We start from the raw sequence: 23,061 nt of genomic DNA, 5'->3' as shown, positions 1-23,061 counted from the left end.
CACGGCCGTGCCTCAGGGGCCGCCGAGGATCTCCGCGAGGTCGTAGCGGACCGGCTCCTCGAGCTGTGCGTAGGTGCAGCTCTCCGGGGTGCGGTCCGGGCGCCAGCGGCGGAAGCGGGCGGTGTGCCGGAACCGCTGCCCGTTCTCCATGTGGTCGTACGCCACCTCGACGACCCGCTCCGGCCTGAGCGGCACCCACGACAGGTCCTTCTTCCCCGACCAGCGACTCGGCGCCCCCGGCAGCCGCGCGGACTCGTGCGCCGCCTCCTCGGCCCAGGCGGCCCAGGGATGCCCCTGGACGTCCTCCATCCGCAACGGCTCCAGCTCGTCGACCAGCTCCGCGCGCCGCTTCATCGTGAAGGCCGCCGACACCCCCACGTGCTGCAGGGTGCCCTTGTCGTCGTACAGCCCGAGCAGCAGCGAGCCCACCACGGGGCCGCTCTTGTGCAGCCGGTACCCGGCGACGACCACGTCCGCCGTGCGCTCGTGCTTGATCTTGAACATGGCCCGCTCGTCCTGGAGGTAGCGCAGGGTGAGCGGCTTGGCGACGACCCCGTCCAGTCCCGCCCCCTCGTACTGCTCGAACCACCCCTGAGCCACCTCGACGTCCGTGGTCGCCGGCGCCACATGCACCGGGGGAGTGACCCCGGCCAGCACCTCGACCAGCCGCTCCCGCCGCTCGGTCATGGGCACCCGGAGCAACGACTCGTCCCCGAGCGCCAGCAGGTCGAACGCGACGAACGAGGCCGGCGTCCGCTCGGCGAGCATCCGCACCCGCGAGTCGGCCGGATGGATCCGCTCGGTCAGCGCATCGAAGTCCAGCCGCCCCTCCCGCGCGATGACGATCTCCCCGTCCAGCACGCACCGCTCGGGCAGCCGTTCCCGCACCGCTTCGACCAGCTCAGGAAAGTACCTGGTCAACGGCTTCCCGGTACGGCTTCCGAGCTCCACCTCGTCCCCGTCGCGGAACACGATCGCCCGGAACCCGTCCCACTTCGCCTCGTACTGCATGCCGGGCGGGATCCTCGCCACCGACTTGGCGAGCATCGGCTTCACGGGGGGCATCACGGGCAGATCCATGCTCCGACTCTATGAACGGACCGGGCCCACCGCCTGCCGACGGACCCCGGTCCGGGGAGAGCAGGGCAGGGACCCGGCCCGGTGAGAGGGGGCCTGTCCGTGTCAGGCGACCTCCCAGCCGGCGAAGATGTGCAGCGCCGCCTCGATCTGCGCCTCGACACGGGGGTCCCGCACGCCGGTCACCCTGACGAAGACCACGGAGGATCCCGGGTCGGCCGCGACGCACAGCGTCAGCGGCACCTGGCCCAGCAGCGGGTAGTCGTACCACGCGGCCCGTTCGACGTCGGTCGCGGGCAGGGCGGTCTGAACGGCCGGCCAGTCCGAGTCGTCGAAGGCGTACCCGGCGAACGCGGCGACCGACTCGCACAGGGGCCGCAGGTTCGCGTCGACGATTCAGCCGCCGAGGGTGTGCTCGGACTCCGGGGCGGTCGCCGGTTCCGGCTCACCCGGTCCCCGGCTCACGCGGACGCCCGCCGTACCAGCGTCGTCGGGAGGATCACGCTCGACGGGGCGCGGTCGAGGCCCCGCAGGAGCAGGCGGGCCATCAGACGGCCCATCTCCTCGATGTCCTGACGCACCGTCGTCAGCGCCGGCTCCGTCTGCTCGGCGATCGGGAGCATGTCGTCGAAGCCGACGACCGCCACGTCGTCCGGCACCCGGCGCCCGTGCTCGCGCAGCACCCGCAGCGCACCCGCCGCCGTGAGGTCGTTCGCGGCGAACACCGCGTCCAGACCGGGGCAGCGGGCGAGGAGTTCGCGCATCGCCCGCTCCCCGCTCCCCGCGGTGAAGTCGCCCTCCGCGACCAGCCGCGGATCGGCGTCGACCATGACGTCCCGGTAGCCGTCGAGCCGGTCGACCGCCGACGTCTGGTCCAGCGCGCCGGTGATGTGCGCGACGCGGGTGCGGCCGAGGCCGAGCAGATGGCGTACGGCGTCGCGGGCGCCGCCCCGGTTGTCGCTGTCGACGTAGACGACCCCGTCCCGGCCGCCCGACCAGTCGGGACGGCCGCCGAACACAGTCGGGACGCCGGCCCGCTGGATCAGCTCGGGCAGCGGGTCGTTCAGGTGCAGCGAGAAGACCAGCGCGCCGTCCACGTGGCCGCCGGCCAGATAGCGGCCGACGCGTGCGTGGTCGTCGCGGCCCTCGGTGAGCAGCAGCACCAGCTGGTTGTCGTGGGCCGTCAGCTCCTTGCTGATACCGCGCAGCTGGCGGGCGAAGAACGGGTCGGCGAAGACGCGGCTCTCCGGCTCGGCGACGATGACGGCGACCGCGTCGTGCCGTTTCGTCACCAGGCTGCGCGCGGCCTGGTTGGGCACGTACCCGAGCTCCTCCACCGCCCGCCTCACCCGCTCGACCAGCGCTTCCCTGACGCCGTCACCGCCGTTGACCACGCGGGAGACGGTGGCCCGCGACACCCCGGCCCGCGCGGCCACGGCCTCCAGCGTGGGTCGCGGCACTGTGTCGCTCACTTCGGGGCTCCTCACCTGCGGCTGCGGGACAGGATAGCCCTGGGGCAGCGGACAGGAGGGAGCGCTCTCGATCACGTTCCGTGCTGATGGCCCTCGGCCGTCGTGGGCGTGTGATCGTGCTCGTGCGGGTCGTACCCGGGCATGGTGCCGTCCGGCTTCTTCACCAGGAACAGGCCGACCATGCCCATGTCCGAGTGGCTCTGGACATGGCAGTGGTACATCCACGCGCCCGCCCCGACGCCCTCCCCGGCGATCACCTGGAAGCCGAACGAGTCGGCCGGACCGACGATCTTGTTGTCGACGACCTGACTCGGGTCCTCGGGGCCGGTGAGCATCCCTGTGCGGTTGTCGGCCCAGCGGTGACCGTGCATGTGGAAGGTGTGGTAGTACTCGCCGTGCGTGATCATCACGAACTCGACGCGATCGCCCACCGTGGCCTCGAAGTCGGGTCCGGTGTGGCCCCGCCGGTTGTTGATCGTCATGTCGTTGAAGACGATGGTGTGGGTCGCGTCCGGCAGCACGTCGCCCTTGCGCCGCACGATCACCGGGCCGTACAGGCCGTTGCGGATGCCGCCGGTGCCGTGTTCCGTGCCGACCACGTGGTCGTGGTAGTGCCAGTAGCCCGCGCTGCCCGCCCGCCAGGTGCCGTCCGGGCGCCGTCCGGGCTCGTGGGTGCGCCAGGTGTAGGTGCGGGTACCGCCGGGCTCGACGTCGCTCCTGGTCTGCTTGGTGCCGTCGCTGGAGATCTCGTAGTCCAGGCCGTGGACGTGCAGGCTCACGGGTACGTCCATGGTGTTCTCGAACTCGATGTGCAGCGTGTCGCCCTCGTTGAGCTCGATCAGCGGACCCGGGATCGACGCCTTGCCCTTCTCGAGGCCGTAGCCCATCTGCCCGCGGTCCAGCTTCTCGGCGTAGAGCTTGATGCGCCGCACCTCGCCGCCGGCCGGCGCGGTTCTCGCGGGCCGGCCTGCGCTGTGCGCCTCGGGCGTCAGAGACAACGATGTCGCGACGGCTGCACCGCCCAGCAGCACCCGCCGGTTGAACCCGCGTCTGTCCATGCCGAACTCCCCAATGGTTGTCATGAACCTGGTGAACCGTACCGGCCGCACGCAAGTTTATCCACACTCAGGACAAAGTTGCCTTCATTGCGGCCATAGGTATTGGCGTGTGGCGTCAAGAGGTCTAGCTTCCTTCACGCTGTTGCCGCGACCGATGAGGGGTGGGTGGCCACGTGCGGTTCACATCGCATCAACAACCCATGAGCTTAAGAACGTCGAGCACCAGACGGCGCGCCTGGGCGGCGACCGTCACCGCCGGGATCGTCGCCGCCGGACTGCTGTCGGGTCCCGCCGCCAGCGCGCGCCCGGCGCCTGACCCGGATCTGACAACGATGTCCATCAAGTCGCCCCCGGGCGGCGCGAACGTACGGGTGCTGCTGTTCCACGGCTCGGCCGCCGGCGGCGAGGAATCACCGCTGGTCAACGCCGGGATCGTGGCGATCGAGAAGATCGGGCTGTCCGGCCCGGAGAACCAGCGGTTCAAGGTGACCGCCACCGGCGACTCCTCGGTCTTCACCGACGCCGCACGGCTCGGCCGCTTCAACGCCGTGGTGTTCCTGACCGGCGGCGGGGACGTGCTCGACCCGGACCAGGAGGCCGGCCTGGAGGCGTACATGGAGGCGGGCGGGGGTTTCCTCGGCATCCATGACGCGGCCCGCGCCGAGCCGTACTCGGACTGGTTCACCGGTCTCATCGGCGCCCGCCCCGCCGCGTCGAGCCCGGCCACGGTGCAGCGCGCGACCGTCGAGGTCGGCGACCGGCGGCACCCGGCGACCAAGAGCCTGCCACCGCAGTGGAAGCGGCCGGACAAGTGGCTCAACTGGGTGAAGAACCCGTCCGGCGAGGTGCACACCGTCGCCCGCGTACGGGAGTCGACGTACCAGCCGGGGACGAGCGCCAACGGCTGGGACCACCCGGTGAGCTGGTGCCGTGACTACGACGGCGGCCGGTCCTTCTACACCGGCATGGGCGGCACGGTGTCGTCGTACGACGAGACCGACTTCCGCGACCATCTGCGCGGCGCCCTGCTGTGGACCACCCGGCTCGTCCGAGCCGACTGCAAGGCGACCATCACCGGCAACTACAAGGCGGAGCGCCTGACGAAGCCCAACCAGCCCGGGCAGAACGACCAGATCGGCGAGCCGCACGGCCTGGTCACCGCCCCCGACGGCCGTGTCTTCTACATCGGCCGCGGCGGCGCCGACGCCTCCCAGCCGGTGATCACCGACTGGAACAACCCCGACATCGGCAAGGGCAAGGGCCAGATCCACGTCTACGACCCGAAGACCGAGCAGGTCACCCTCGCGGGCGAGCTGACCGTCTTCGGCAACAAGGGCGGCGGCGACGAGCTGACCAAGGTCGAGGAGGGCCTGCTCGGCATCGAGCTGGACCCGGGATTCGCCGAGAACGGCTGGGTGTACCTGCACTACACACCGCACTCGGAGATCAACCGTGAGACCCACATGGCCGAACGGCGCGTCTCCCGCTTCACGCTCGACAAGGCGACCGACAAGCTGGACCTCTCCAGCGAGAAGGTGCTGCTGAAGTGGCCGGTGCAGATCCACAGCTGCTGCCACTCCGGCGGCGGCATGGCCTGGGACTCCGAGGGCAACCTCTACATCGCCACCGGTGACAACAACTCCAGCGGTTTCAGCGGCGGTTACTCCGGCAACAACCCCGAGCCGAACTTCAAGGGCGTGTCCTTCGCCGACGCCCGCCGCACCGCCGGCAACACCAACAACCTCAACGGCAAGATCCTGCGCATCCACCCGGAACCGGACGGCACGTACACCCTCCCCGAGGGCAACCTCTTCACCGGGAAGGAGCCGGACGAGGGCGGCGGCAAGACCCGCGGCGAGATCTATGTGATGGGCGTGCGCAACCCGGCGCGCATCTTCGTCGACAAGTCGACCGACGTCCTCTACGCGGGCTGGGTCGGCCCCGACGCGGGGCAGCCCTCGCCCACCTGGGGCCCGGCCAAGTACGACACCTTCGCCGCCATCACCGAGGCGTCCAACCGGGGCTGGCCGTACTGCATGGGCAACAAGCAGCCCTACCGGGACCGCAATCTGCCCGACCCGTCCAAGCCGCTCGGCTGGTACGACTGCGACCACCCGAAGAACGAGTCGCCGAACAACGACGGCCTGGTCAACCTGCCGCCGGTGACCGGCAACAACATCTGGTACTCACCGCAGGGCGGCGGCCCCGACTTCCCGCGCGACGCCAGCGGCATCCCCTCCTACAAGGCGGAGGAGGCCACCTACCGGCTGCCCTGGCTCAAGGGCGGCGGCCAGGCCGCGATGAACGGGCCGGTGTACCGCTACGACGAGACGAGCGACAGCGCCGTCAAGTGGCCGGGCTACTGGGACGGCAAGTGGTTCGTCGGCGACTTCTACGACGCCGACCAGCCGCGCAACGCGGTGCTCATGGACCCGAAGACGCAAGGCGACGGCGGTCTGCCGGTGCACTCGGAGTCCCTGAAGAAGATCGTGCCGATCGGCAACGACGGCATCAAGAACCTGATGGACTGGAAGTTCGGTCCGGACGGCGCGCTGTACGTCCTCGACTACGGCCGCGGCTTCTTCACCTCCGACACCAAGTCCGCGCTGTGGCGGGTCACCTACACCGGCGGCGGGCCGACCCCGGCCGCCGGGCAACTGGCGAGGGGGACTCGGTGATACGTCGACGAAGAGTGTGGGCCGCGCTGCTGGCCGGTCTGCTGATGCTGCTGGGCCTGCAGGCGATGCCCGCCGCCGGGCAGCCCGAGGCCGAGGGGGCCGCCGCCGCGCAGGTCCTCACCTGGACCGCCGGCAACGACATCGACAAGTACCTGTCCGCACCGGCCACGGCGGTGGCCGGCCCGGCGACGATCGTCTTCGAGAACAGCGTGGCCACCGGCAACACCACCGGCATGCCGCACACGCTGACGTTCGTCACCAGCGATCCCGAGTACAACAGCGACGTCCAGCTCAACATCCTGGCCAACCCCAACGACGCCAACGGCGGCAGGCACACCGCCGAGGTCACCCTCACCCCCGGCCGCTACCTCTACCACTGCACGATCCCCGGCCACGGCCAGATGCAGGGCGTCCTGGTGGTGACCGAGGGCGACGGCGAGGACACCACCGCGCCCGAGGCGACCGCGAAGGTGAACGGCACGCAGAACGCCGACGGCGCGTACGTCGGCTCGGCGAGCGTCACCGTCGAGGCCACCGACGAGGGCTCGGGTGTCGACCGGATCGAGTACGCGGTCGGCGACGGCGGCGCCTGGCAGCCGTACACCGCGCCGGTCGTCATCGACCAGGTCGGCACCCACAAGGTGCGCTACCGCGCCCTGGACAAGGCGGGCAACGTCTCGGCCGAGAAGAGCGTGGAGTTCACGGTGGTCCCCCCGGCCTCCGACGACACCACCCCGCCGGAGACCTCGGCCACCGTGGACGGCGAACGCAACGACGACGGTGCCTATGTCGACATGGCGACCGTCACCGTCACCGCCTCCGACACCGGATCGGGGGTCAACACCATCGAGTACGCCATCGGTGCCGAAGGCCCCTGGCAGACGTACACCGGCCCGGTGATGGTGCACCAGGTCGGCACGCACACCGTGCGCTACCGCGCCACCGACAAGGCGGGCAACGCGGCGGCCGAGAAGAGCGTGCGGTTCACGGTCGTCGCCGCGCCCCCGCAGGACACCACCCCGCCGGTGACGGGCGTGAGCGTCGAGGGCGAACGGAACTCCGACGGCGCCTACGTCGGCGACGCCACCGTGACCGTCAGCGCCACCGACGAGGGCGGCTCCGGGGTGAACACGATCGAGTACTCGCTCGACGGCGGGCCCTATCTCGCCTACACGCAGCCGGTGATCGTCGATCGCGCGGGCCGGCACACCGTGACCTACCGGGCGACCGACAAGGCGGGCAACACCTCATCGCCGCTGTCGGTGAGCTTCACGGTCGTGGCGGGCGGCGGGGTGCCCGCGCCCGACTGCCCCGAGTACGACGAGCGGTTGACGGTGATCGTCGGCACGGTCGACTCGGGCGTCCCCAATCGGGTCACGAACAACCGGTGCCGGATCGGCGAGCTGATCGAGGACGAGAAGGAGTGGACCTCCCAGGCGCTGTTCCTCAAGCATGTGCGGACCGTCCTGGACCGGCTGCTGAAGGAAGGCGTCGTCGACCGGCGCGAGTACCGGGCGATCAACCGGGCCGCGCGCCAGTCGGGCATCGGCACACCGGGCCAGACCGAGGGCTACCGCACGATCCTCGACGGCACCGAGGCGTCCTTCGCCAAGTGGGAGCAGGTGGGCGGCGGTTCGTTCGCGCTGAACCCGGACGGGTCGATCACCTCCGGCACCACGAAGCCGGGCCTCGGCATGCTGTGGTTCCCCGAGCGGAAGTACGGCGACTTCTCGCTGAAGCTCCAGTGGCGGGACGACGCGCCCGGCACCGGCAACGCCAACTCCGGTGTGTTCGTGCGGTTCCCGCAGATCCACGACCATCCGGAGGAGCCGCGCCCGGAGTGGGTCGCCATCAAGTACGGGCACGAGGTGCAGGTACTGGACCGGCCCGACGGCGACATGTACAAGACCGGCTCGATCTACGGCTTCGACCGCGTGGGCCTCGCCGGTGCGGGCGTGACCCAGAAGGGCACCTGGAACGACTACGAGATCCGGGTCGTCGACCAGCACTACTCGGTCTACCGCAACGGCGTGCTGATCAACGAGTTCGACAACACCGGCGGCCAGGACTTCTCCCCGCCCCGCTCGGACGACCCGGGCACGGACGGGCGGCGGTTCGCCTCCGGATACATCGGACTGCAGGTCCACGGCACGACGGACGTCGTGTCGTACCGGGATGTGAGGATCAAGGACCTGTAGAGCCCGCTAGGGGGCGGTAGGCCCCGGTTGTCTCCTGGCCCGGCTCGGCTGTACCCGCCTGGGTTCCCCCGGCATCTTCGGATACTCGGGCGGGTACGGCAGATCGCCGAGCCCGTGGTCGTGCTCGTCCCGGCGGGCCAGCTCGAGCAGCGGCTCCAGGGAGAACGCGTGATCGTCCATGTCCGCGTGCACATCGCCGAGTTCGGCGAAGCGCGCGGGCATGGACGCGAGATCGAAGTCCTGCGGATGGGCGACACCGACCTCCTCCCACCGCAGCGGCGCCGAGACGGGCGCGTGCGGCCGGGGCCGGACGGAGTACGCGGAGGCGATGGTGCGGTCGCGGGCCGTCTGGTTGTAGTCGATGAAGATGCGCTCGCCGCGCTCCTCCTTCCACCACTTGATGGTCACCTGCTCCGGCATCCGCCGCTCCATCTCCCGGCCCACGGCGATGGCCGCCCGGCGGACCTGGGTGAACGTCCAGCGCGGCTCGATCGGCACGAACACGTGCAGACCCCGGCCACCGGAGGTCTTGGGCCAGCCGCGCAGCCCGTACGCGTCGAGCACGGCCCGCAGTTCGTGCGCGGCGCGGGCGGCGTCGTCGTAGTCGGTGCCGGGCTGCGGGTCGAGGTCGATGCGCAGTTCGTCGGGATGGTCGACGTCGTCGCGGCGCACCGGCCAGGGGTGGAAGACGAGCGTTCCGTACTGGGCCGCCCAGACGACCGCCGCCTCCTCGGTGGGGCACATCTCGTCGGCGCTGCGTCCGCTGGGGAAGGTGATGTGTGCGGTGGGAATCCAGTCGGGCATGTTCTTCGGCGCCCGCTTCTGGAAGAACGACTCGCCGGTCACCCCTTCGGGGTAGCGCTCCAGGGTGGTGGGACGGTTCCTCAGGGCGCGCAGGATGCCGGGTCCGACCGCCTGGTAGTAGCGGGCCAGATCGAGCTTGGTGAAACCGCGCTCCGGAAAGAACACCTTGTCCGGGCTGGACAGCCGTACGCTCCGCCCGGCCACCTCGAGCTCCACCGCGTCACCCATGCGAGCCACGGTAGGCGTATCACGCGAACCTCGCATACCGGGCGGCACCGCGTTCACGGACGGCCGTTGTCAGTGGCGGGTGCAAGACTCGGCGGCAAGGTGACGGGACCTCTTGGAGGAGGCGCCATGCTGAGCACTCGCTTCGTCGACGGCGGACCGGACTGGATCGAGGTCGCTGCGCCCGGTGCCGAGGAGGCCGCGGCCTTCTACGGCGGGCTCTTCGGCTGGGAGTTCCGCTCCGCCGGGCCGCAGGCCGGGGGATACGGCTTCTTCGAGCTGGGCGGTGAGATCGTCGCGGGATGCGCCCCCGGGGACGGGGCGGCCTCCTGGACCGTCTACTTCCAGAGCTCCGACGCGCAGGCCACGGCCAAGGCCGCCGAGCAGGCCGGGGGCGGCGTGGTCCAGGCGCCCGTGCGGGTCATGGAGCAGGGGACGTCGGCGGTTCTCACCGATCACGCCGGTGTGCCCTTCGGCATCTGGGAGCCCGGACTGCGCAAGGGCCTCGACCGGGTCATGGCGGCCGGCTCGCTGTGCTGGGCCGAGCTGTACACGCCGGACATCGCCCGTGCCGCCGCCTTCTTCCACTCCGTGCTCGGCTGGGAGACCTCCGCCGTGACCTACCCGGCCGGTGTCTACACGTCCGTCAACCCCTCCGGCACCGGTGAGGACGGCGCGTTCGGCGGGCTGGTGCCGGTGGCCGACGATCCCGTGGAGGCCGCGTCCGGCGGGCGGCCGTACTGGCTCCCCTACTTCGGCGCCGACGACCCGGACGCGACCGTCGCCAAGGCCGTCGAGCTGGGCGGCAGCGTGCGGATGCCGGCGACCTCGATCACCGGGGTGGGCCGGCTCGCCCGGCTCGAGGACCCCTGGGGTGCGCGCTTCGCCGTCCTCAGGGGAGACCCCCAGCAGGTCTGAACCCGACGTGCCGGGCGCGCCGCCGTGCTTTCGCGGGCCGACGCCGTCATCGTCGTCCCCGGTGTCCCGCGCGCGGCGCGCCGCGTTGATCCGGCGTTGATGAGACGTTTTTCGCCGCCGGGCACGCTTCCAGCCATGCACACGCACCTGGACATCGACACCTTCGCCTCACCCGATCTCGCTTGGCAGGAAGAGGCCCTGTGCGCGCAGACCGGGGGAGACTTCTTCTTCCCCGAGCCCGGCAGCTCCGTGCGCGAGGCCAAGCGGATCTGCGGGCTGTGCCCCATCCGCGCCACCTGCCTCGAGTACGCCCTGAGCCACGACATGCGCTTCGGCGTCTGGGGCGGACTGTCGGAGAAGGAGCGGCTGGAACTGCGGCGGGCGGGGCGCTGACGCCTCGCGTGCGCCCCGCGGGCGGGGGTCAGCCGGCGGCGCGGGCCGCCATGCGGGCCTTGCGGGCAGCGAGCTTCTCGTCGAACTTCCTGGCCTCCGCGTCCAGGCCGCCCATGTACAGACCCAGCTCCTCCTGGGCCTGCATGCCCTCGGGGCCCAGACCGTCGATCTCCATGATCTTCAGGAAGCGGAGCACCGGCTGGAGCACGTCGTCGTGGTGGATGCGCAGGTTGTAGACCTCGCCGATCGCCATCTGCGCCGCGGCCCGCTCGAAGCCCGGCATGCCGTGGCCGGGCATGCGGAAGTTCACCACGACGTCCCGCACCGCCTGCATCGTCAGGTCGGGGGCGAGCTCGAAGGCCGCCTTGAGCAGATTGCGGTAGAAGACCATGTGCAGGTTCTCGTCGGTCGCGATGCGCGCCAGCATGCGGTCGCAGACCGGGTCGCCCGACTGGTGGCCGGTGTTGCGGTGCGAGATCCGGGTGGCCAGCTCCTGGAAGGCGACGTAGGCGACCGAGTGCAGCATCGAGTGGCGGTTGTCCGACTCGAAGCCCTCGCTCATGTGGGCCATGCGGAACTGCTCGAGCTTGTCCGGGTCCACGGCGCGGGAGGCGAGCAGGTAGTCCCGCATGACGATGCCGTGCCGGCCCTCCTCCGCGGTCCAGCGGTGCACCCAGGTGCCCCAGGCGCCGTCCCGGCCGAACAGGGAGGCGATCTCGTGGTGGTAGCTGGGGAGGTTGTCCTCGGTCAGCAGGTTCACCACCAGCGCGATACGGCCGATCTCGGTGACCTTGGACTGCTCCTTGTCCCAGGCCTCGCCGTCCTCGAAGAAACCGGGGAAGTTGCGGCCGTCGCTCCACGGCACGTACTCGTGCGGCATCCAGTCCTTGGCGACCTGCAGATGCCGGTTGAGTTCCTTCTCGACCACTTCCTCGAGGGCGTACAACAGCCGCGCGTCGGTCCAGACGGAAGGGCTGCCGAGGTGGGGAGAAGCGAGCGTCACGGGGACTCCAGGGGGACGGTGACAGGTACGAGGGGTCCGGCGAGCGGCGCCGGGAACCTACGGAATCGTAGGCTACGAATCCGTAGGTTACGAAGCCGTAGGTTAAGGACGCTGTAAAGACCGCTGATCAGGCCCCCGCCGACCGGGAGTTGCCCGAAATGTGCCGACCCCCGGGACCCGCAGGTCCGGGGGCCGGACGAGGGGCGCGGACCGCCTCTCAGGCGTACAGCCCCCGCAGCCGCACCGAGAGGCATGTCACACAGCCCTCGAGCTTCTCGAACTCGCCGATGTCCACCAGCACGGGCTCGTAGCCCAGGTCCGCGAACAGCTCCGCGGTCTTCGGGGCGCTCGACGCCATCAGCAGCTTGTCCCCGCCGAGCAGCACCACGTGCGAGCCCGACTCCTCCGGCACCGGCAGGAAGCGGTCGAACAGCGACGGGGCGTCCATGGTCGGGATGTGCCCGATGACGGTGCCGTCCGGCAGCGCGGTGACCGCCGACTTCAGATGCAGCACCTTGCTCACCGGCACGGCGACGACCCGCGCGCCCAGCGGCTCGAACGCCGCGCGCAGCTGCTGGACGCCGGCCGCGTTGGTACGCCCGCCCCGGCCGACGTACACGGTGTCGCCGATCTTCAGCACGTCACCGCCGTCCAGCGTGCCCGGCTCCCAGATCCAGTTCACCGAGCAGCCGAGGCTCGCCACGGCCTCCTCGACGCCGATCGTCTCCGCGCGCCGGGACTCGGCACCGGAGCGGGCGATCAACGCGACGTTCCGGAACATCACGACCGTGTCCTCGACGAACACGGAGTCCGGGCAGTCGTCGGCCGGGTCCACCTCGACGGTCTCCCAGCCGTGGCTGCGCAGGGCCTCCACATACGCCTCCCACTGCTCCACCGCGCGGTCGACGTCGACCTGCTCCCGCTCGATGTGGGTCACCAGCCCCTCGGCCAGGCGGGGGCTGGGGCGGCGGACGAGGGCCTTCTTGCTGGGCACGAGCGTGACTCCGTATCGGATGGAACGTGACATGGGCGCCGGCCGACCATCATGCAAGCCGGAACCGGACGGGAACACCCCCACCGCCGATGAGTTTAACCACCGGTAACCCGGCGGGCCCCGGCTCGCCGCACCGCCCGGCGCAGATGCTCCCCGGTGTACGAGCCGTCCGCCTCGGCCAGCTCCGCCGGAGTCCCCTCGAAGATCACCCGGCCGCCGTCCCGGCCCCCTTCCGGGCCGAGGTCGATCACCCAGTCGGCGCGGGCGATCACGTCCAGGTTGTGTTCGACCACGATGACGGTGTTCCCCGAGTCCACCAGGCGGTCCAGCAGGGTGACGAGACCGTCGACGTCGGCCATGTGCAGCCCGGTCGTCGGCTCGTCCAGGACGTACACCGCGCCGGTGCGGTGCAGCCGGGTCGCCAGCTTGATCCGTTGCCGCTCGCCACCGGACAGCGTGGACAGCGGCTGGCCGAGCGTGAGGTACGGCAGCCCCACGTCCCGCAGCGCGGTCAGCCGGCGGCGCAGGCCCGGGTCGGAGAAGAAGTCCAGTGCTTCCCCCGCCGTCATCCCCAGCACATCGGCGATGGAGCGGCCGTCGACCGTCAGCCGCAGCACCTCGTCCTTGAAGCGCCGGCCCTCGCAGTCGTGACAGGTCGTGGTCACCGGGTCCATGAAGGCGAGGTCCGTGTAGATGATCCCGCGGCCCTCGCAGGTCGCGCAGGCGCCGTCCGAGTTGAAGCTGAACAGGCCCGCCTCCCGGCCCGTCTCCCGCGCGAAGATCTTCCGTACCGTGTCCATGATCCCGAGGTACGTCGCCGGGGTGGACCGGGCGGAGATGCCGATCGAGGACTGGTCCACCACCACCGCCTCGGGATGGGCCGCGGTGAACTCGGCGACCAGGGTGCTCTTGCCGGACCCCGCGACTCCGGTCACCGCGGTCAGCACCCCGGCCGGGAAGCGCACGGTGACGTCCCGCAGGTTGTGCCGGTCGGCGCCCTTCAGCCACAGCTCACCGGCCGCGTCCCGCACCGTGTCCTTGACCGACGCCCGCCGGCCCAGCCACCGTCCGGTCAGCGTGCCGGACGCGGCCAGCCCGGACGGCGGGCCCTCGAAGACCACCCGGCCGCCGTCGGCACCCGCCCCCGGCCCCATGTCGACGACGTGATCGGCCAGCGCGATGACATCCGGGTCGTGCTCGACGACCAGCACGGTGTTGCCCTTGTCGCGCAGCCGCAGCAGCAGTTCCCCGAGCCGGTGCACATCGCGCGGGTGCAGCCCGACGCTGGGCTCGTCGAAGATGTACGTCATCCCGGTCAGACTGGACCCGAGGTGCCGCACCGTCTTCAGCCGCTGGCCCTCGCCGCCCGACAGCGTGGAGGTCTCCCTGTCGAGGCTGAGGTAGCCGAGACCGATCCGCTCGATCCGCTCCAGCGCGGCGACGGCGGCCCCGGCGATCGGCCGTGCGACGGGGTCGTCGATCTCCCGCAGCACCGTGACGAGGTCGGTGACCTGCATGCGCGTGCAGTCGGCGATCGACAGGCCGTTGATCCGGGTGGCGAGGGCAGCCTCGTTGAGCCGTGCGCCCCGGCAGGCCGGGCAGGTGCCCTCGGACAGATACTCCCGCACCATGTCGCGGGTCTTCTGGCTCATCGCGCCCAGGTCCCGCTTGAGGTACAGCCGTTCGAAACGGTCGGCGAGGCCCTCGTACTCGGTGGTCCAGGTGCCGCCCGAACCGTTCACCGTGACCTTGCTGCCGGGACGCCCCCGCATCAGGAACTCCCGCTCGGCGGCCGTGAACTCGCGCACCGGCTTGTGCGGGTCCAGCTCGTCGCTGTTGGTGTACGCCTGGCCCTGCCAGGTCCCGGCGGCGAACGGCGGGAAGCGGACCGCCCCCTCGGCGAGGGAGCGGTCCGCGTCCAGGATGCGGTCCCAGTCCGGCCGCACGGTCCGGCCCAGACCGTCGCACTCGGGGCACATGCCCGACGGGTCGTTGAACGAGTACGCCGTCGCCGGACCGGCGCTCGGCGTGCCGTGCCGGGAGAACAGCACCCGGATCACCGAGTACACGTCCGTCATCGTGCCGACCGTGGAGCGGGAGTGCCCGCCGACGGGCCGCTGGTCGACGACGATCGCCGGGGTGAGGTCCCGCAGCGACTCCGCGTGTGGCCGCTCGTACTTGGGCAGCCGGTTGCGCACGAACCAGGTGAACGTCTCGTTGAGCTGCCGCTGCGACTCGACGGCGATCGTGTCGAAGACGACGGAGGACTTCCCCGATCCCGAGACGCCGGTGAACACGGTCAGCCGGCCCTTCGGGATGCGGAGCGTGACGTCCTTGAGGTTGTTCTCCCTGGCCCCGGTGATGGTGAGGTACGCGTTGTGGTCGACGGATGCGCTCATACCGCCGACGCTAGGCGGAATACCCGACAGCTTCTGTCGTGGTTTCTTTCAGTTCTCCCTCCTCCATGATCAGCCAGCGGGTGATGCCGAGGGACTGAAGGAACGGCAGGTCGTGGCTGGCCACGATCAGCGCCCCCTCGTACGACTCCAGCGCCGTGGTGAGCTGCCGGACGCTCGCCATGTCGAGGTTGTTGGTCGGCTCGTCCAGCATCAGCAGCTGCGGCGCGGGCTCGGCCAGCATCAGCGCGGCCAGCGCCGCCCGGAAGCGTTCGCCGCCGGACAGGGTCGCCGCCTTCTGGTCGGCGCGGGCACCCCGGAACAGGAAGCGGGCGAGCCGCGCCCGGATCCGGTTGTTGGTGGCCTCGGGCGCGAACCGCGCCACGTTCTCGGCCACCGACAGCTCCCCGTCGAGGACGTCGAGCCGCTGCGGCAGGAACCGCAGCGGGACATGCGCCGTCGCCTCACCCGAGACCGGCGGCAGCTCCCCGGCGATGGTGCGCAGCAGCGTCGTCTTCCCGGCGCCGTTGCGCCCGATCAGCGCGACCCGCTCCGGGCCCCGCAGGTCGAAGCCTCCCTTCACCCGGGCCCCGTGGGCGAGTTCCAGGTCCAGCAGCGTGAGAACGGTGCGGCCCGGTGGTACGGCGGTGTACGGCAGGTCGACGCGGATCTCGTCGTCGTCCCGCACGGCCTCCACCGCGTCGTCGAGCCGCTCCTTGGCCTCGGCGAGCTTCTCCTCGTGCATGATGCGGTGCTTGCCGGCCGCGACCTGGGCCTGGCGTTTGCGCTCGCTCATGATGATCTTGGGTTCGCGCTTGCTGTCCCACATCTTCTGCCCGTAGCGCTTGCGGCGCGCCAACTTCACCTGGGCGTCCGCCAGTTCACGCTTCTGCTTGCGCAGATCGGCCTCGGCGACCCGCACCATACGCTCGGCCGCCTCCTGCTCGACGGCGAGGGCCTCCTCGTAGGCCGAGTAGTTGCCGCCGTACCAGGTGACCTCCCCGGAGCGCAGATCGGCGATCTGGTCGACGCGTTCGAGCAGTTCACGGTCGTGGCTGACCACGATCATCACGCCCGGCCAGCCCTCGACGGCCGCGTACAGCCGCCTGCGGGCGTACAGGTCGAGGTTGTTGGTCGGCTCGTCGAGCAGCAGCACGTCCGGCCGGCGCAGCAGCAGCGCGGCCAGCCGCAGCAGCACCGACTCACCGCCCGAGACCTCGCCGATGGTGCGGTCCAAGTCGACGTGGCTGAGCCCGAGTTCGCCGAGCGTGGCCAGGGCGCGTTCCTCCACGTCCCAGTCGTCACCGACGGTCTCGAAGTGCTCCTCGGCCACGTCGCCCGCCTCGATGGCGTGCAGCGCGGCCCGCTGCGCGGCGATGCCGAGCGCCTCGTCGACGCGCAACGCCGTGTCGAGCGTGACGTTCTGCGGCAGATATCCCACCTCCCCGGCCACCCGGACGGTGCCGTCGACCGGGGTGAGCTCACCGGCGATCAGCTTCAACAGGGTCGATTTTCCCGACCCGTTGACGCCGACGAGGCCGGTGCGGCCGGCGCCGAAGGCGACGTCGAGGCCGTCGAAGACGGGGGTGCCGTCGGGCCATGCGAAGGACAGGGACGTACAGGCGATGGTGGAAGTAGACATGCGGGCCTCCGCGGTTGCTTGCAGTGGTCGGGGGAGCAATCGCGTATCGAGACACCGCGGGAGGCGACGAGGCGGAGACCGTGGGCCGGGAGGGAAGGCCGGGGCATGAGAAAAGCCCTGTTCCGCAAGGACGGCTCGAACGCCGAGGTCGCACACGACGGACACACTTCAGAGGTGTCACGCGGTGTCTCAGGACCTCAGACGAGCAACGTCCTTCTCCAATCGGCGGCAACAGGACCGCCATACACTGTAAGAGAGTTCCGGGCGGGTGTCAACACCCGCCGAAGGGTCCGCCCTTGCCGAAGGCCAGGTGCGCGAAGCGCTCGCCGACGCGACGGTGTGTGGCCGCGTCCGGATGCAGGTCGTCGGGCAGCGGCAGTTCGGCGTGGTCCGCCTCGCCGTAGAGCTCGCGGCCGTCCAGGTAGTGCAGATGGGGGTCGTCGGCGCCCCGCTCCCGCACGATGCGGGCCAGCTCGTCGCGCACGACCCTCAGCGTGAGCTTTCCCGCGGCCGTCTCGGCGGGATCGCCCGCGGCCTGGAAGCGCAGCCTGCCCTCGTCGATCTGGCTGAAGTCGAACGCACTGGGGCCCGGCGTGTTCTCGTGCATGGGGCACAGCAGGGGCGAGACGACCAGCAGGGGAGTGGTGGGGTGACCCTCGCGCAGGGTGTCGAGGAAGCCGTGCACGGCCGCCGTGAAGGCCCGCAGCCGCATCATGTCGTGGTTGACCAGATTGATGCCGATCTTCACGCTGACGAGGTCGGCGGGGGTGTCCCGCATCGCCCGCGCCGTGAACGGGTCGAGCAGCGCGCTCCCGCTCAGCCCCAGATTGATCAGGTCCACCTCGCCGAGCCGCGCCGCGAGCGCGGGCCAGGTCGTGGTGGGACTCGCGGCGTCGGAGCCCTGGCTGATGGAACTGCCGTGGTGCAGCCACACCCTGCGGTCCCCGGCCGGCACCGGCTCGACGGGGGCATCGGTGCGCAGCGCGACCAGCAGCGTCATCTCGTTGTGCGGCAGCCAGATCTCCACGCGCTTGTCGCGTTCGGGCAGCCCCGTGAACCTCACCGTGCCGACCGGCCCGGGCCGGAAGTCCGTGGACCCGGTGGCCAGGTCCGTCAGCACGACGTTCCCGCCGTCGACCGGGGACTGCCCGGCCGGCTCGCCGTCGATCAGCAGGTCGTACAGGCCGTCCGGACGGGGCGGGGCGCCCTCGTAGGCCGGCTTGGTGCGCAGCGCGTCCAGCTCGACCGCGGTGGCCCGGGTGCGGAACACCAGCCGGACCCCGGACGGCTGGGCCTCCGCCATGGCCACCTGACCGTCACCCTGCGCCCGGGCCCGCGCGGGCAGCCGGTGCGGTTGCACGCCCTGCCCGGTCCGCTCCAGCTCCAGCGCGCCCCGCAGCAGCTCCTCGGTGAGGGGCGTGGTGATCCAGCTCATGATCACAGACTGTCAACGGCAGGAGTGATCCGCAAACGGTTTCCGGCCGTTCCCCGCCGCGGTCCGGCGCCGCGCGGGTGTCAGCAGGCGTCGCGCATCAGCTCCGCCAGGTCGTGGTCCAGATCCAGCTGAAGGTGCTCCAGGCCGACCGGCACGAGCTCGCCCGTGGCCTCGAGGAACCGGCGCACCTCGCCCGAGCGGACATGCACGACGGCGGTGCCCTCGGGGGCGTGGAACTCCAGCACGGTGCGGTCGTACCCGTACGGCCGCACGCGCACGTCGCCATGGCCCTCGGGCCCCTCCAGGCCCGCGGCGAGGAGTTCGCGGGCGAAGGTCCAGCAGACCTCCACACCCTCCAGTGTGGCGGGCGCCGGGAAGGTCATCCGGACGGCGAAAGGATCGTTCCGGTCGTAATGCAGCGTGGCGGGAATGCTCGGCATCCGCGGTGCGGCGGCGACGAGACGGGCCTCTACGGGCTGCTCGATGACGGTGGACAACGCCTTGCTCCCTCGTGACGGCTGGACGGGCTTCCGGGCGGATGGGGCCGGGACGGCTACGGGAAGAGACGACGGAATCAGCCAATCCGTGCACACGAGAGGCGAGTGACCTCTGTCACCGCCTTCATGCACGCGAGTGACGCGGCTCTCCTCGCGTGACCCGAACGGCACTCGGGGCGCGTTCCGGCCCACCCGCCGGAGGCGTACGGCCCTCTGGACGGCGCCGGGGCCGTGGGCTAGCTTCGCCCGCCATGAGGCGCTTGGGGAGCACGCGACGCACTGGACGACGGGGCCGACCGGGGCCGACGGGCCGACAGCGACCAGCGGGGCGCGGGGGTCTCAGGACGACGGCCGCCGGCGTGTGCGCAGCCGTGCTGGCCGCGCTGACCGCCGTACCGGCGCAGGCGAACGGACCGGCGGGCGGGACCCAGGGCGGCGCACCGCATGCGACGGAACACGGGGCGCCGCACTGGGCGCTGAAGGACAGCGGCGCACCGGACGTACGGTTCCGCGGGCTGTCCGCCGTCAGCCGCGACACCGCCTGGCTGGCCGGCACCCGGGGCACCGTCCTGCGCACCACCGACGGCGGGCGCAGCTGGCGGAACGTCTCGCCGCCGGGCGCGGGGGAGTTGCAGTTCCGGGACGTCGAGGCCTTCGACGCAAGGCGGGCCGTCGTGCTGGCGATCGGCGAGGGCGAGGCGTCCCGCGTCTACCGCACCGACGACGGCGGCGCGACCTGGACCGAGTCCTTCCGCAACACCGACGCCCGCGCCTTCTACGACTGCATGACCTTCTTCGACCACCGCCACGGGCTCGCCATGAGCGACCCGGTGGACGGGAAGTTCCGCATCCTGCAGACCGGCGACGGCGGCCGGTCCTGGACGGTGCTGCCCGACACGGGCATGCCGCCCGCCCTGGAGGGCGAGGCGGGCTTCGCGGCGAGCGGCCAGTGCCTGGTGTCCTCGGGGCCGAAGGACGTCTGGATGGCCACCGGCGGGGCGGCACGCGCGCGCGTGCTGCACTCCGCCGACCGGGGCCGCACCTGGACGGTCACCGACGCCCCGATCCCGGCCGGCGACCCGGCCCGCGGAGTCTTCGCCCTCGCCTTCCGCGACCGCGCCCACGGCCTCGCCGTCGGCGGCGACTTCCGCCCCGACCAGCCCTCCGCGGACGCCGCCGCGCACACCGCCGACGGCGGCCGCACCTGGCGCCCGGCCGCCGCGTCCCCGCCCGCCTACCGCTCCGGCGTCGCCTGGCTCCCGCACAGCCGCCGCGCCGCCCTCGCGGTCGGGCCCACCGGGACCGACCTGACGACCGACGGCGGCCGGACCTGGCGGACCGTCGACACCGGCTCCTACGACACCGTCGACTGCACCCGCGACCACGGCTGCTGGGCCGCGGGGGAGAAGGGACGGGTTGCCCGCCTGGAGCACTGACGCATGCGGGGTGTCCTGATTGCTGCCAACGTGGGTACCCGTTCGCGGTACGCGAGAGGAAGTGAGCGGACATGCCACGCGGGTCCAGCCCGAAACGGGAGCGTCAGTACGAACACATCAAGGAGAGCGCACAGGACCGGGGCGAGAGCGCCGGCCGCGCCAAGGAGATCGCCGCGCGGACGGTGAACAAGGAACGCGCCCGCTCCGGCGAGTCCAAGTCCGCCAGCCGCACCTCGACGAAGGACATGTCGTCCGGCAAGCGGGGCGGCCAGCGGTCCGGCAAGGGCTCCCAGGGGCCCACCTACGACCAGCTCTACGAGGAGGCCAAGCGCCGCGGTGTCGAGGGCCGTTCGCACATGAACAAGAGCGAGCTGCAGCGGGCGCTCGGCAAGTGAGCCGCCCTGAGCGCACGACCGGTACGAACCCCCGGCGGTGAGAGGCGATCCGAGGTGGTCCCTCCCGGCGCCGGGGGTCTCGTCCGCCGGGGCACCGCGTAGGCTCGGGGCACCATGACGACCGCAGGCATCCCCGACGACTGGCCCGTGACCGAGGAGCAGGCCCGCGCCGTGCAGGACGCGTTGCGCGCCCGCGTGGTGCTCGACGAGGCGGGCCCGCCGCCCGGGACGGGGCACGTCACCGGGGTCGACGTGGCGTACGACGACGAGCGGGACGTCGTCGCTGCGGCGGCCGTCGTGCTGGACGCGGCGAGCCTGGACGTCGTCGCCGAGGCCACCGCGATCGGCCGGATCTCCTTCCCGTACGTCCCCGGTCTGCTGGCCTTCCGGGAGATCCCCACCGTCCTCGCCGCCCTCGACGCCCTGCCGTGCCCGCCCGGCCTGGTCGTCTGCGACGGCTACGGCCTCGCCCACCCCCGCCGCTTCGGCCTCGCCGCCCACCTCGGCGTCCTGACCGGCCTGCCCACGATCGGCGTCGCCAAGAACCCCTTCACCTTCACCTACGCCGACCCGGACACCCCGCGCGGCAGCACGGCCCCGCTGCTCGACGGGACCGAGGAGGTGGGCCGCGCCCTGCGCACCCGGGACGGCGTCAAACCCGTCTTCGTCTCGGTCGGCCACCGCGTGGGCCTCACGAACGCCTGCGCCCACGCCCTCGCCCTGACCCCGGCCTACCGCCTCCCGGAGACCACCCGCCGGGCGGACGCCCTGTGCCGCGGGGCACTGCGCGAGGCCACTGTGCTCCCGGGCCCCGGCGGGTAGGGGCGTCCGTGGCCGTGCCCGGTACCGCGGAGTCGGCCCCAGCCCGCTCGCCAGGTGCTGAGCCGACCCCTCGCCACGGCCCCGAGCAGAACCCCCTTGCCTGCGCGGGTCTCACCGGGGAAGCGGTCGGGGCGCGAGATCTGAGTACGGAGCCTGAGTACCCGGACGGATGCCCGGCCCACGGCACCCTCGGCAGGCTGGGGCGCATGACAACGCACCGTGCACCCAAGCCTGTTGCCGCTCCCGGCCGGACCGTCGAGCGGGGCGTGCTCGTCGCGCTGGTCCTCGCCGTGCTCGCCGCGCTGGGGTGGATCGCCGGGATGATCTACACCGTGGCCGAGTGGCCGCTGTGACTGCGGGGCCGCGTCAGCGGCTCGCGGCGACGCGGAAGCGTATGCCCGCCCGCTGGAGCCGTTCGAGGAGCGCGTCGCCCATCGCCACCGCGGTCGTGACCTGCCCGGCCGTCGGCGGGAGGTCGTCGAACGCCAGGGCCAGCGCGGCCTCGGCGAACATCTTGGCCGTCTCGTCGTAGCCCGGGTCGCCGCCCGACACCTCCGTGTACACCCGGCGCCCGCCGCCCTCGCCCACGAAGCGGACGGTGAACCAGCTCCTGGCCCGCTTCTCGGCGCTCGGCCCCTCACCGGGCTTGAGCCGGTCGGACAACCGGCGGCGCAGGGGCGGCACCTGGGCGGCCGCGACCAGGGCGCCCACGGCCGCGACGCCGCCCACCGCGACCGGCAGCCGGCGCACCGCCGCGTAGTGGCGGTAGCGGAAGTCGGGGCCGTACCGGTCCAGTGCCTTCGCCGAGCGGCGCACGATCTGCGCGTCGATGGTCGGCAGCGGCAGCGCCCAGGCGTCCACCTCGGGCGCGTAGCGGGGCGCGCCCGTCGGTGCCGAGGCGCGGCGGCCCACCAGCCGCGGCTCGTGCCGCCGCCGGTCCCGGGCCGCCGCGAGGAGCTGCCGGTACCGGGCGAACTGGCCCAGCGCCGAGGCGAACGTGCCGCCGGAGAACGTGGCGTCGGCGGTGACGAAGCCGTCCACGGTCAGCGGCACGCCCTCCGGCAGCTGCCGCACCGTGAAGTAGGCACCCAGGTCGTGCGGGACCGAGTCGAAGCCGCAGGCGTGCACCAGCCGCGCCCCCGTCTCACGCGCGCGTGCGTCGTGCCGGACGTACATCAGATCCACGAACTCGGGCTCGCCCGTGAGGTCGAGATAGTCCGTGCCGGTGTCCGCGCAGGCGGCGACGAGTTCCTCCCCGTACCGCACATAGGGACCGACGGTCGTGGCCACCACGCGCGCCTGCTCGGCGAGGGCGCGCAGCGACGCCGGGTCGGACACGTCCGCCCGCAGCACCCCGGCCCCGGCCGCGCCGGGCAGCCGGTCCCGCAGACGCTCCAGCTTCTCGGTGCTGCGGCCCGCGATCGCCCAGCGCAGCCCTTCGGGAGCGTGCGCGGCGAGGTACTCCGCGGTGAGGGTCCCGACGAAGCCGGTGGCTCCGAAGAGCACGATGTCGTACGGACGGTCCGTCCCGTTCAGCCTGCTCATGACACCCCTAGTCCCGCAGCCGCGCCGTTGTCGGTGGCCGAGGCTAGCGTGTGGAGTGCGGAGCCCGACGACG

20 protein-coding genes are annotated in these 23,061 nt (G+C 71.7%); 8 read left to right on the top strand and 12 right to left on the bottom strand.

Annotated elements, in window-relative coordinates; all coding sequences use genetic code 11:
• Window positions 1-12: 12 nt before the first annotated feature.
• From AB0412_RS13120 to AB0412_RS13105, 4 genes are all read right to left on the bottom strand, one after another.
• Window positions 13-1,080 carry an ATP-dependent DNA ligase gene (locus tag AB0412_RS13120; protein ID WP_366402623.1) on the bottom strand — a complete coding sequence of 356 codons (1,068 nt, stop codon included), beginning with the start codon at window positions 1,078-1,080 and terminating at the stop codon, window positions 13-15.
• 102 nt (window positions 1,081-1,182) lie between these two features.
• Window positions 1,183-1,320 (bottom strand): hypothetical protein, encoded by a 138-nt coding sequence (locus AB0412_RS13115; RefSeq protein ID WP_366402622.1) that lies wholly within the window; start codon window positions 1,318-1,320, stop codon window positions 1,183-1,185.
• Window positions 1,321-1,538: 218 nt separating this feature from the next.
• Complete coding sequence (locus AB0412_RS13110) at window positions 1,539-2,549, bottom strand: LacI family DNA-binding transcriptional regulator (protein ID WP_366402621.1); 1,011 nt, start codon at window positions 2,547-2,549, stop codon at window positions 1,539-1,541.
• A 71-nt stretch (window positions 2,550-2,620) separates the two neighbouring features.
• Window positions 2,621-3,607 carry a multicopper oxidase domain-containing protein gene (locus AB0412_RS13105; RefSeq protein WP_366402620.1) on the bottom strand — a complete coding sequence of 329 codons (987 nt, stop codon included), beginning with the start codon at window positions 3,605-3,607 and terminating at the stop codon, window positions 2,621-2,623.
• A gap of 200 nt (window positions 3,608-3,807) precedes the next feature.
• Here AB0412_RS13105 and AB0412_RS13100 point away from each other — a divergent pair, with 200 nt between their 5' ends.
• Window positions 3,808-6,285 (top strand): ThuA domain-containing protein, encoded by a 2,478-nt coding sequence (locus tag AB0412_RS13100; RefSeq protein WP_366402619.1) that lies wholly within the window; start codon window positions 3,808-3,810, stop codon window positions 6,283-6,285.
• Window positions 6,286-6,299: 14 nt separating this feature from the next.
• On the top strand, window positions 6,300-8,483 hold the full coding sequence (locus tag AB0412_RS13095) for a family 16 glycoside hydrolase (RefSeq protein WP_366402685.1): 2,184 nt from the start codon (window positions 6,300-6,302) through the stop codon (window positions 8,481-8,483).
• A 6-nt stretch (window positions 8,484-8,489) separates the two neighbouring features.
• On the opposite strand, the gene ligD is transcribed toward AB0412_RS13095, so the two are convergent.
• Complete coding sequence (ligD, locus tag AB0412_RS13090; RefSeq protein WP_366402618.1) at window positions 8,490-9,515, bottom strand: non-homologous end-joining DNA ligase; 1,026 nt, start codon at window positions 9,513-9,515, stop codon at window positions 8,490-8,492.
• A gap of 126 nt (window positions 9,516-9,641) precedes the next feature.
• On the opposite strand from ligD, the gene AB0412_RS13085 reads away from it, so the two are divergent.
• Window positions 9,642-10,430, top strand: coding sequence for a VOC family protein (locus AB0412_RS13085; RefSeq protein ID WP_366402617.1), 789 nt, complete (start codon window positions 9,642-9,644; stop codon window positions 10,428-10,430).
• 135 nt (window positions 10,431-10,565) lie between these two features.
• Window positions 10,566-10,823, top strand: coding sequence for a WhiB family transcriptional regulator (locus AB0412_RS13080; RefSeq protein WP_366402616.1), 258 nt, complete (start codon window positions 10,566-10,568; stop codon window positions 10,821-10,823).
• Window positions 10,824-10,851: 28 nt separating this feature from the next.
• Here AB0412_RS13080 and AB0412_RS13075 read toward each other — a convergent pair whose 3' ends face one another.
• The 6 genes from AB0412_RS13075 to AB0412_RS13050 form a co-directional block, all read right to left on the bottom strand.
• A complete protein-coding gene (locus tag AB0412_RS13075) occupies window positions 10,852-11,826 on the bottom strand; it encodes an acyl-ACP desaturase (protein ID WP_366402615.1) in 975 nt (324 codons plus the stop codon).
• 217 nt (window positions 11,827-12,043) lie between these two features.
• Window positions 12,044-12,820: a dimethylargininase gene (ddaH, locus tag AB0412_RS13070; RefSeq protein ID WP_366402614.1), complete on the bottom strand. Its 777-nt coding sequence runs from the start codon at window positions 12,818-12,820 to the stop codon at window positions 12,044-12,046.
• Between the two features lie 95 nt (window positions 12,821-12,915).
• Window positions 12,916-15,219 (bottom strand): excinuclease ABC subunit UvrA, encoded by a 2,304-nt coding sequence (locus AB0412_RS13065; RefSeq protein WP_366402613.1) that lies wholly within the window; start codon window positions 15,217-15,219, stop codon window positions 12,916-12,918.
• A 10-nt stretch (window positions 15,220-15,229) separates the two neighbouring features.
• Window positions 15,230-16,858 carry an ABC-F family ATP-binding cassette domain-containing protein gene (locus tag AB0412_RS13060; protein ID WP_366402611.1) on the bottom strand — a complete coding sequence of 543 codons (1,629 nt, stop codon included), beginning with the start codon at window positions 16,856-16,858 and terminating at the stop codon, window positions 15,230-15,232.
• Between the two features lie 271 nt (window positions 16,859-17,129).
• Complete coding sequence (locus tag AB0412_RS13055; protein ID WP_366402610.1) at window positions 17,130-18,293, bottom strand: GDSL-type esterase/lipase family protein; 1,164 nt, start codon at window positions 18,291-18,293, stop codon at window positions 17,130-17,132.
• 80 nt (window positions 18,294-18,373) lie between these two features.
• On the bottom strand, window positions 18,374-18,790 hold the full coding sequence (locus tag AB0412_RS13050; protein WP_366402609.1) for an SsgA family sporulation/cell division regulator: 417 nt from the start codon (window positions 18,788-18,790) through the stop codon (window positions 18,374-18,376).
• Window positions 18,791-19,149: 359 nt separating this feature from the next.
• Here AB0412_RS13050 and AB0412_RS13045 point away from each other — a divergent pair, with 359 nt between their 5' ends.
• From AB0412_RS13045 to AB0412_RS13030, 4 genes are all read left to right on the top strand, one after another.
• A complete protein-coding gene (locus AB0412_RS13045; protein WP_366402608.1) occupies window positions 19,150-20,226 on the top strand; it encodes an oxidoreductase in 1,077 nt (358 codons plus the stop codon).
• 71 nt (window positions 20,227-20,297) lie between these two features.
• On the top strand, window positions 20,298-20,621 hold the full coding sequence (locus AB0412_RS13040; RefSeq protein ID WP_366402607.1) for a plasmid stabilization protein: 324 nt from the start codon (window positions 20,298-20,300) through the stop codon (window positions 20,619-20,621).
• A 114-nt stretch (window positions 20,622-20,735) separates the two neighbouring features.
• Window positions 20,736-21,443 carry an endonuclease V gene (locus tag AB0412_RS13035; protein WP_366402606.1) on the top strand — a complete coding sequence of 236 codons (708 nt, stop codon included), beginning with the start codon at window positions 20,736-20,738 and terminating at the stop codon, window positions 21,441-21,443.
• 206 nt (window positions 21,444-21,649) lie between these two features.
• Entirely contained in the window at window positions 21,650-21,796 is a 147-nt protein-coding gene (locus AB0412_RS13030; RefSeq protein ID WP_366402605.1) for a hypothetical protein, read from the top strand.
• A gap of 13 nt (window positions 21,797-21,809) precedes the next feature.
• Here the strand turns inward: AB0412_RS13030 and AB0412_RS13025 are convergent, their stop codons facing one another.
• Window positions 21,810-22,988, bottom strand: a complete 1,179-nt coding sequence (locus tag AB0412_RS13025; RefSeq protein WP_366402604.1) for a saccharopine dehydrogenase NADP-binding domain-containing protein — start codon at window positions 22,986-22,988, stop codon at window positions 21,810-21,812.
• Window positions 22,989-23,061 lie beyond the last annotated feature (73 nt).

This window comes from Streptomyces sp. NPDC052012, assembly GCF_040689265.1.
Taxonomy (GTDB): domain Bacteria; phylum Actinomycetota; class Actinomycetes; order Streptomycetales; family Streptomycetaceae; genus Streptomyces.
The sequence above is the reverse complement of the archived record's forward strand: the minus strand, read 5'-3'. Positions and strand labels throughout refer to the sequence as shown.

What these genes read in the sequence shown, in the direction of transcription:
- ligD (WP_366402618.1), bottom strand. Translation starts at nt 9,515, where the DNA reads ATGGGTGACGCGGTGGAGCTCGAGGTGGCCGGGCGGAGCGTACGGCTG.
- AB0412_RS13025 (WP_366402604.1), bottom strand. Translation starts at nt 22,988, where the DNA reads ATGAGCAGGCTGAACGGGACGGACCGTCCGTACGACATCGTGCTCTTC.
- AB0412_RS13120 (WP_366402623.1), bottom strand. Translation starts at nt 1,080, where the DNA reads ATGGATCTGCCCGTGATGCCCCCCGTGAAGCCGATGCTCGCCAAGTCG.
- AB0412_RS13100 (WP_366402619.1), top strand. Translation starts at nt 3,808, where the DNA reads ATGAGCTTAAGAACGTCGAGCACCAGACGGCGCGCCTGGGCGGCGACC.
- AB0412_RS13065 (WP_366402613.1), bottom strand. Translation starts at nt 15,219, where the DNA reads ATGAGCGCATCCGTCGACCACAACGCGTACCTCACCATCACCGGGGCC.
- AB0412_RS13060 (WP_366402611.1), bottom strand. Translation starts at nt 16,858, where the DNA reads ATGTCTACTTCCACCATCGCCTGTACGTCCCTGTCCTTCGCATGGCCC.
- AB0412_RS13030 (WP_366402605.1), top strand. Translation starts at nt 21,650, where the DNA reads ATGACAACGCACCGTGCACCCAAGCCTGTTGCCGCTCCCGGCCGGACC.
- AB0412_RS13080 (WP_366402616.1), top strand. Translation starts at nt 10,566, where the DNA reads ATGCACACGCACCTGGACATCGACACCTTCGCCTCACCCGATCTCGCT.
- AB0412_RS13105 (WP_366402620.1), bottom strand. Translation starts at nt 3,607, where the DNA reads ATGGACAGACGCGGGTTCAACCGGCGGGTGCTGCTGGGCGGTGCAGCC.
- AB0412_RS13085 (WP_366402617.1), top strand. Translation starts at nt 9,642, where the DNA reads ATGCTGAGCACTCGCTTCGTCGACGGCGGACCGGACTGGATCGAGGTC.
- AB0412_RS13035 (WP_366402606.1), top strand. Translation starts at nt 20,736, where the DNA reads ATGACGACCGCAGGCATCCCCGACGACTGGCCCGTGACCGAGGAGCAG.
- AB0412_RS13055 (WP_366402610.1), bottom strand. Translation starts at nt 18,293, where the DNA reads ATGAGCTGGATCACCACGCCCCTCACCGAGGAGCTGCTGCGGGGCGCG.
- AB0412_RS13040 (WP_366402607.1), top strand. Translation starts at nt 20,298, where the DNA reads ATGCCACGCGGGTCCAGCCCGAAACGGGAGCGTCAGTACGAACACATC.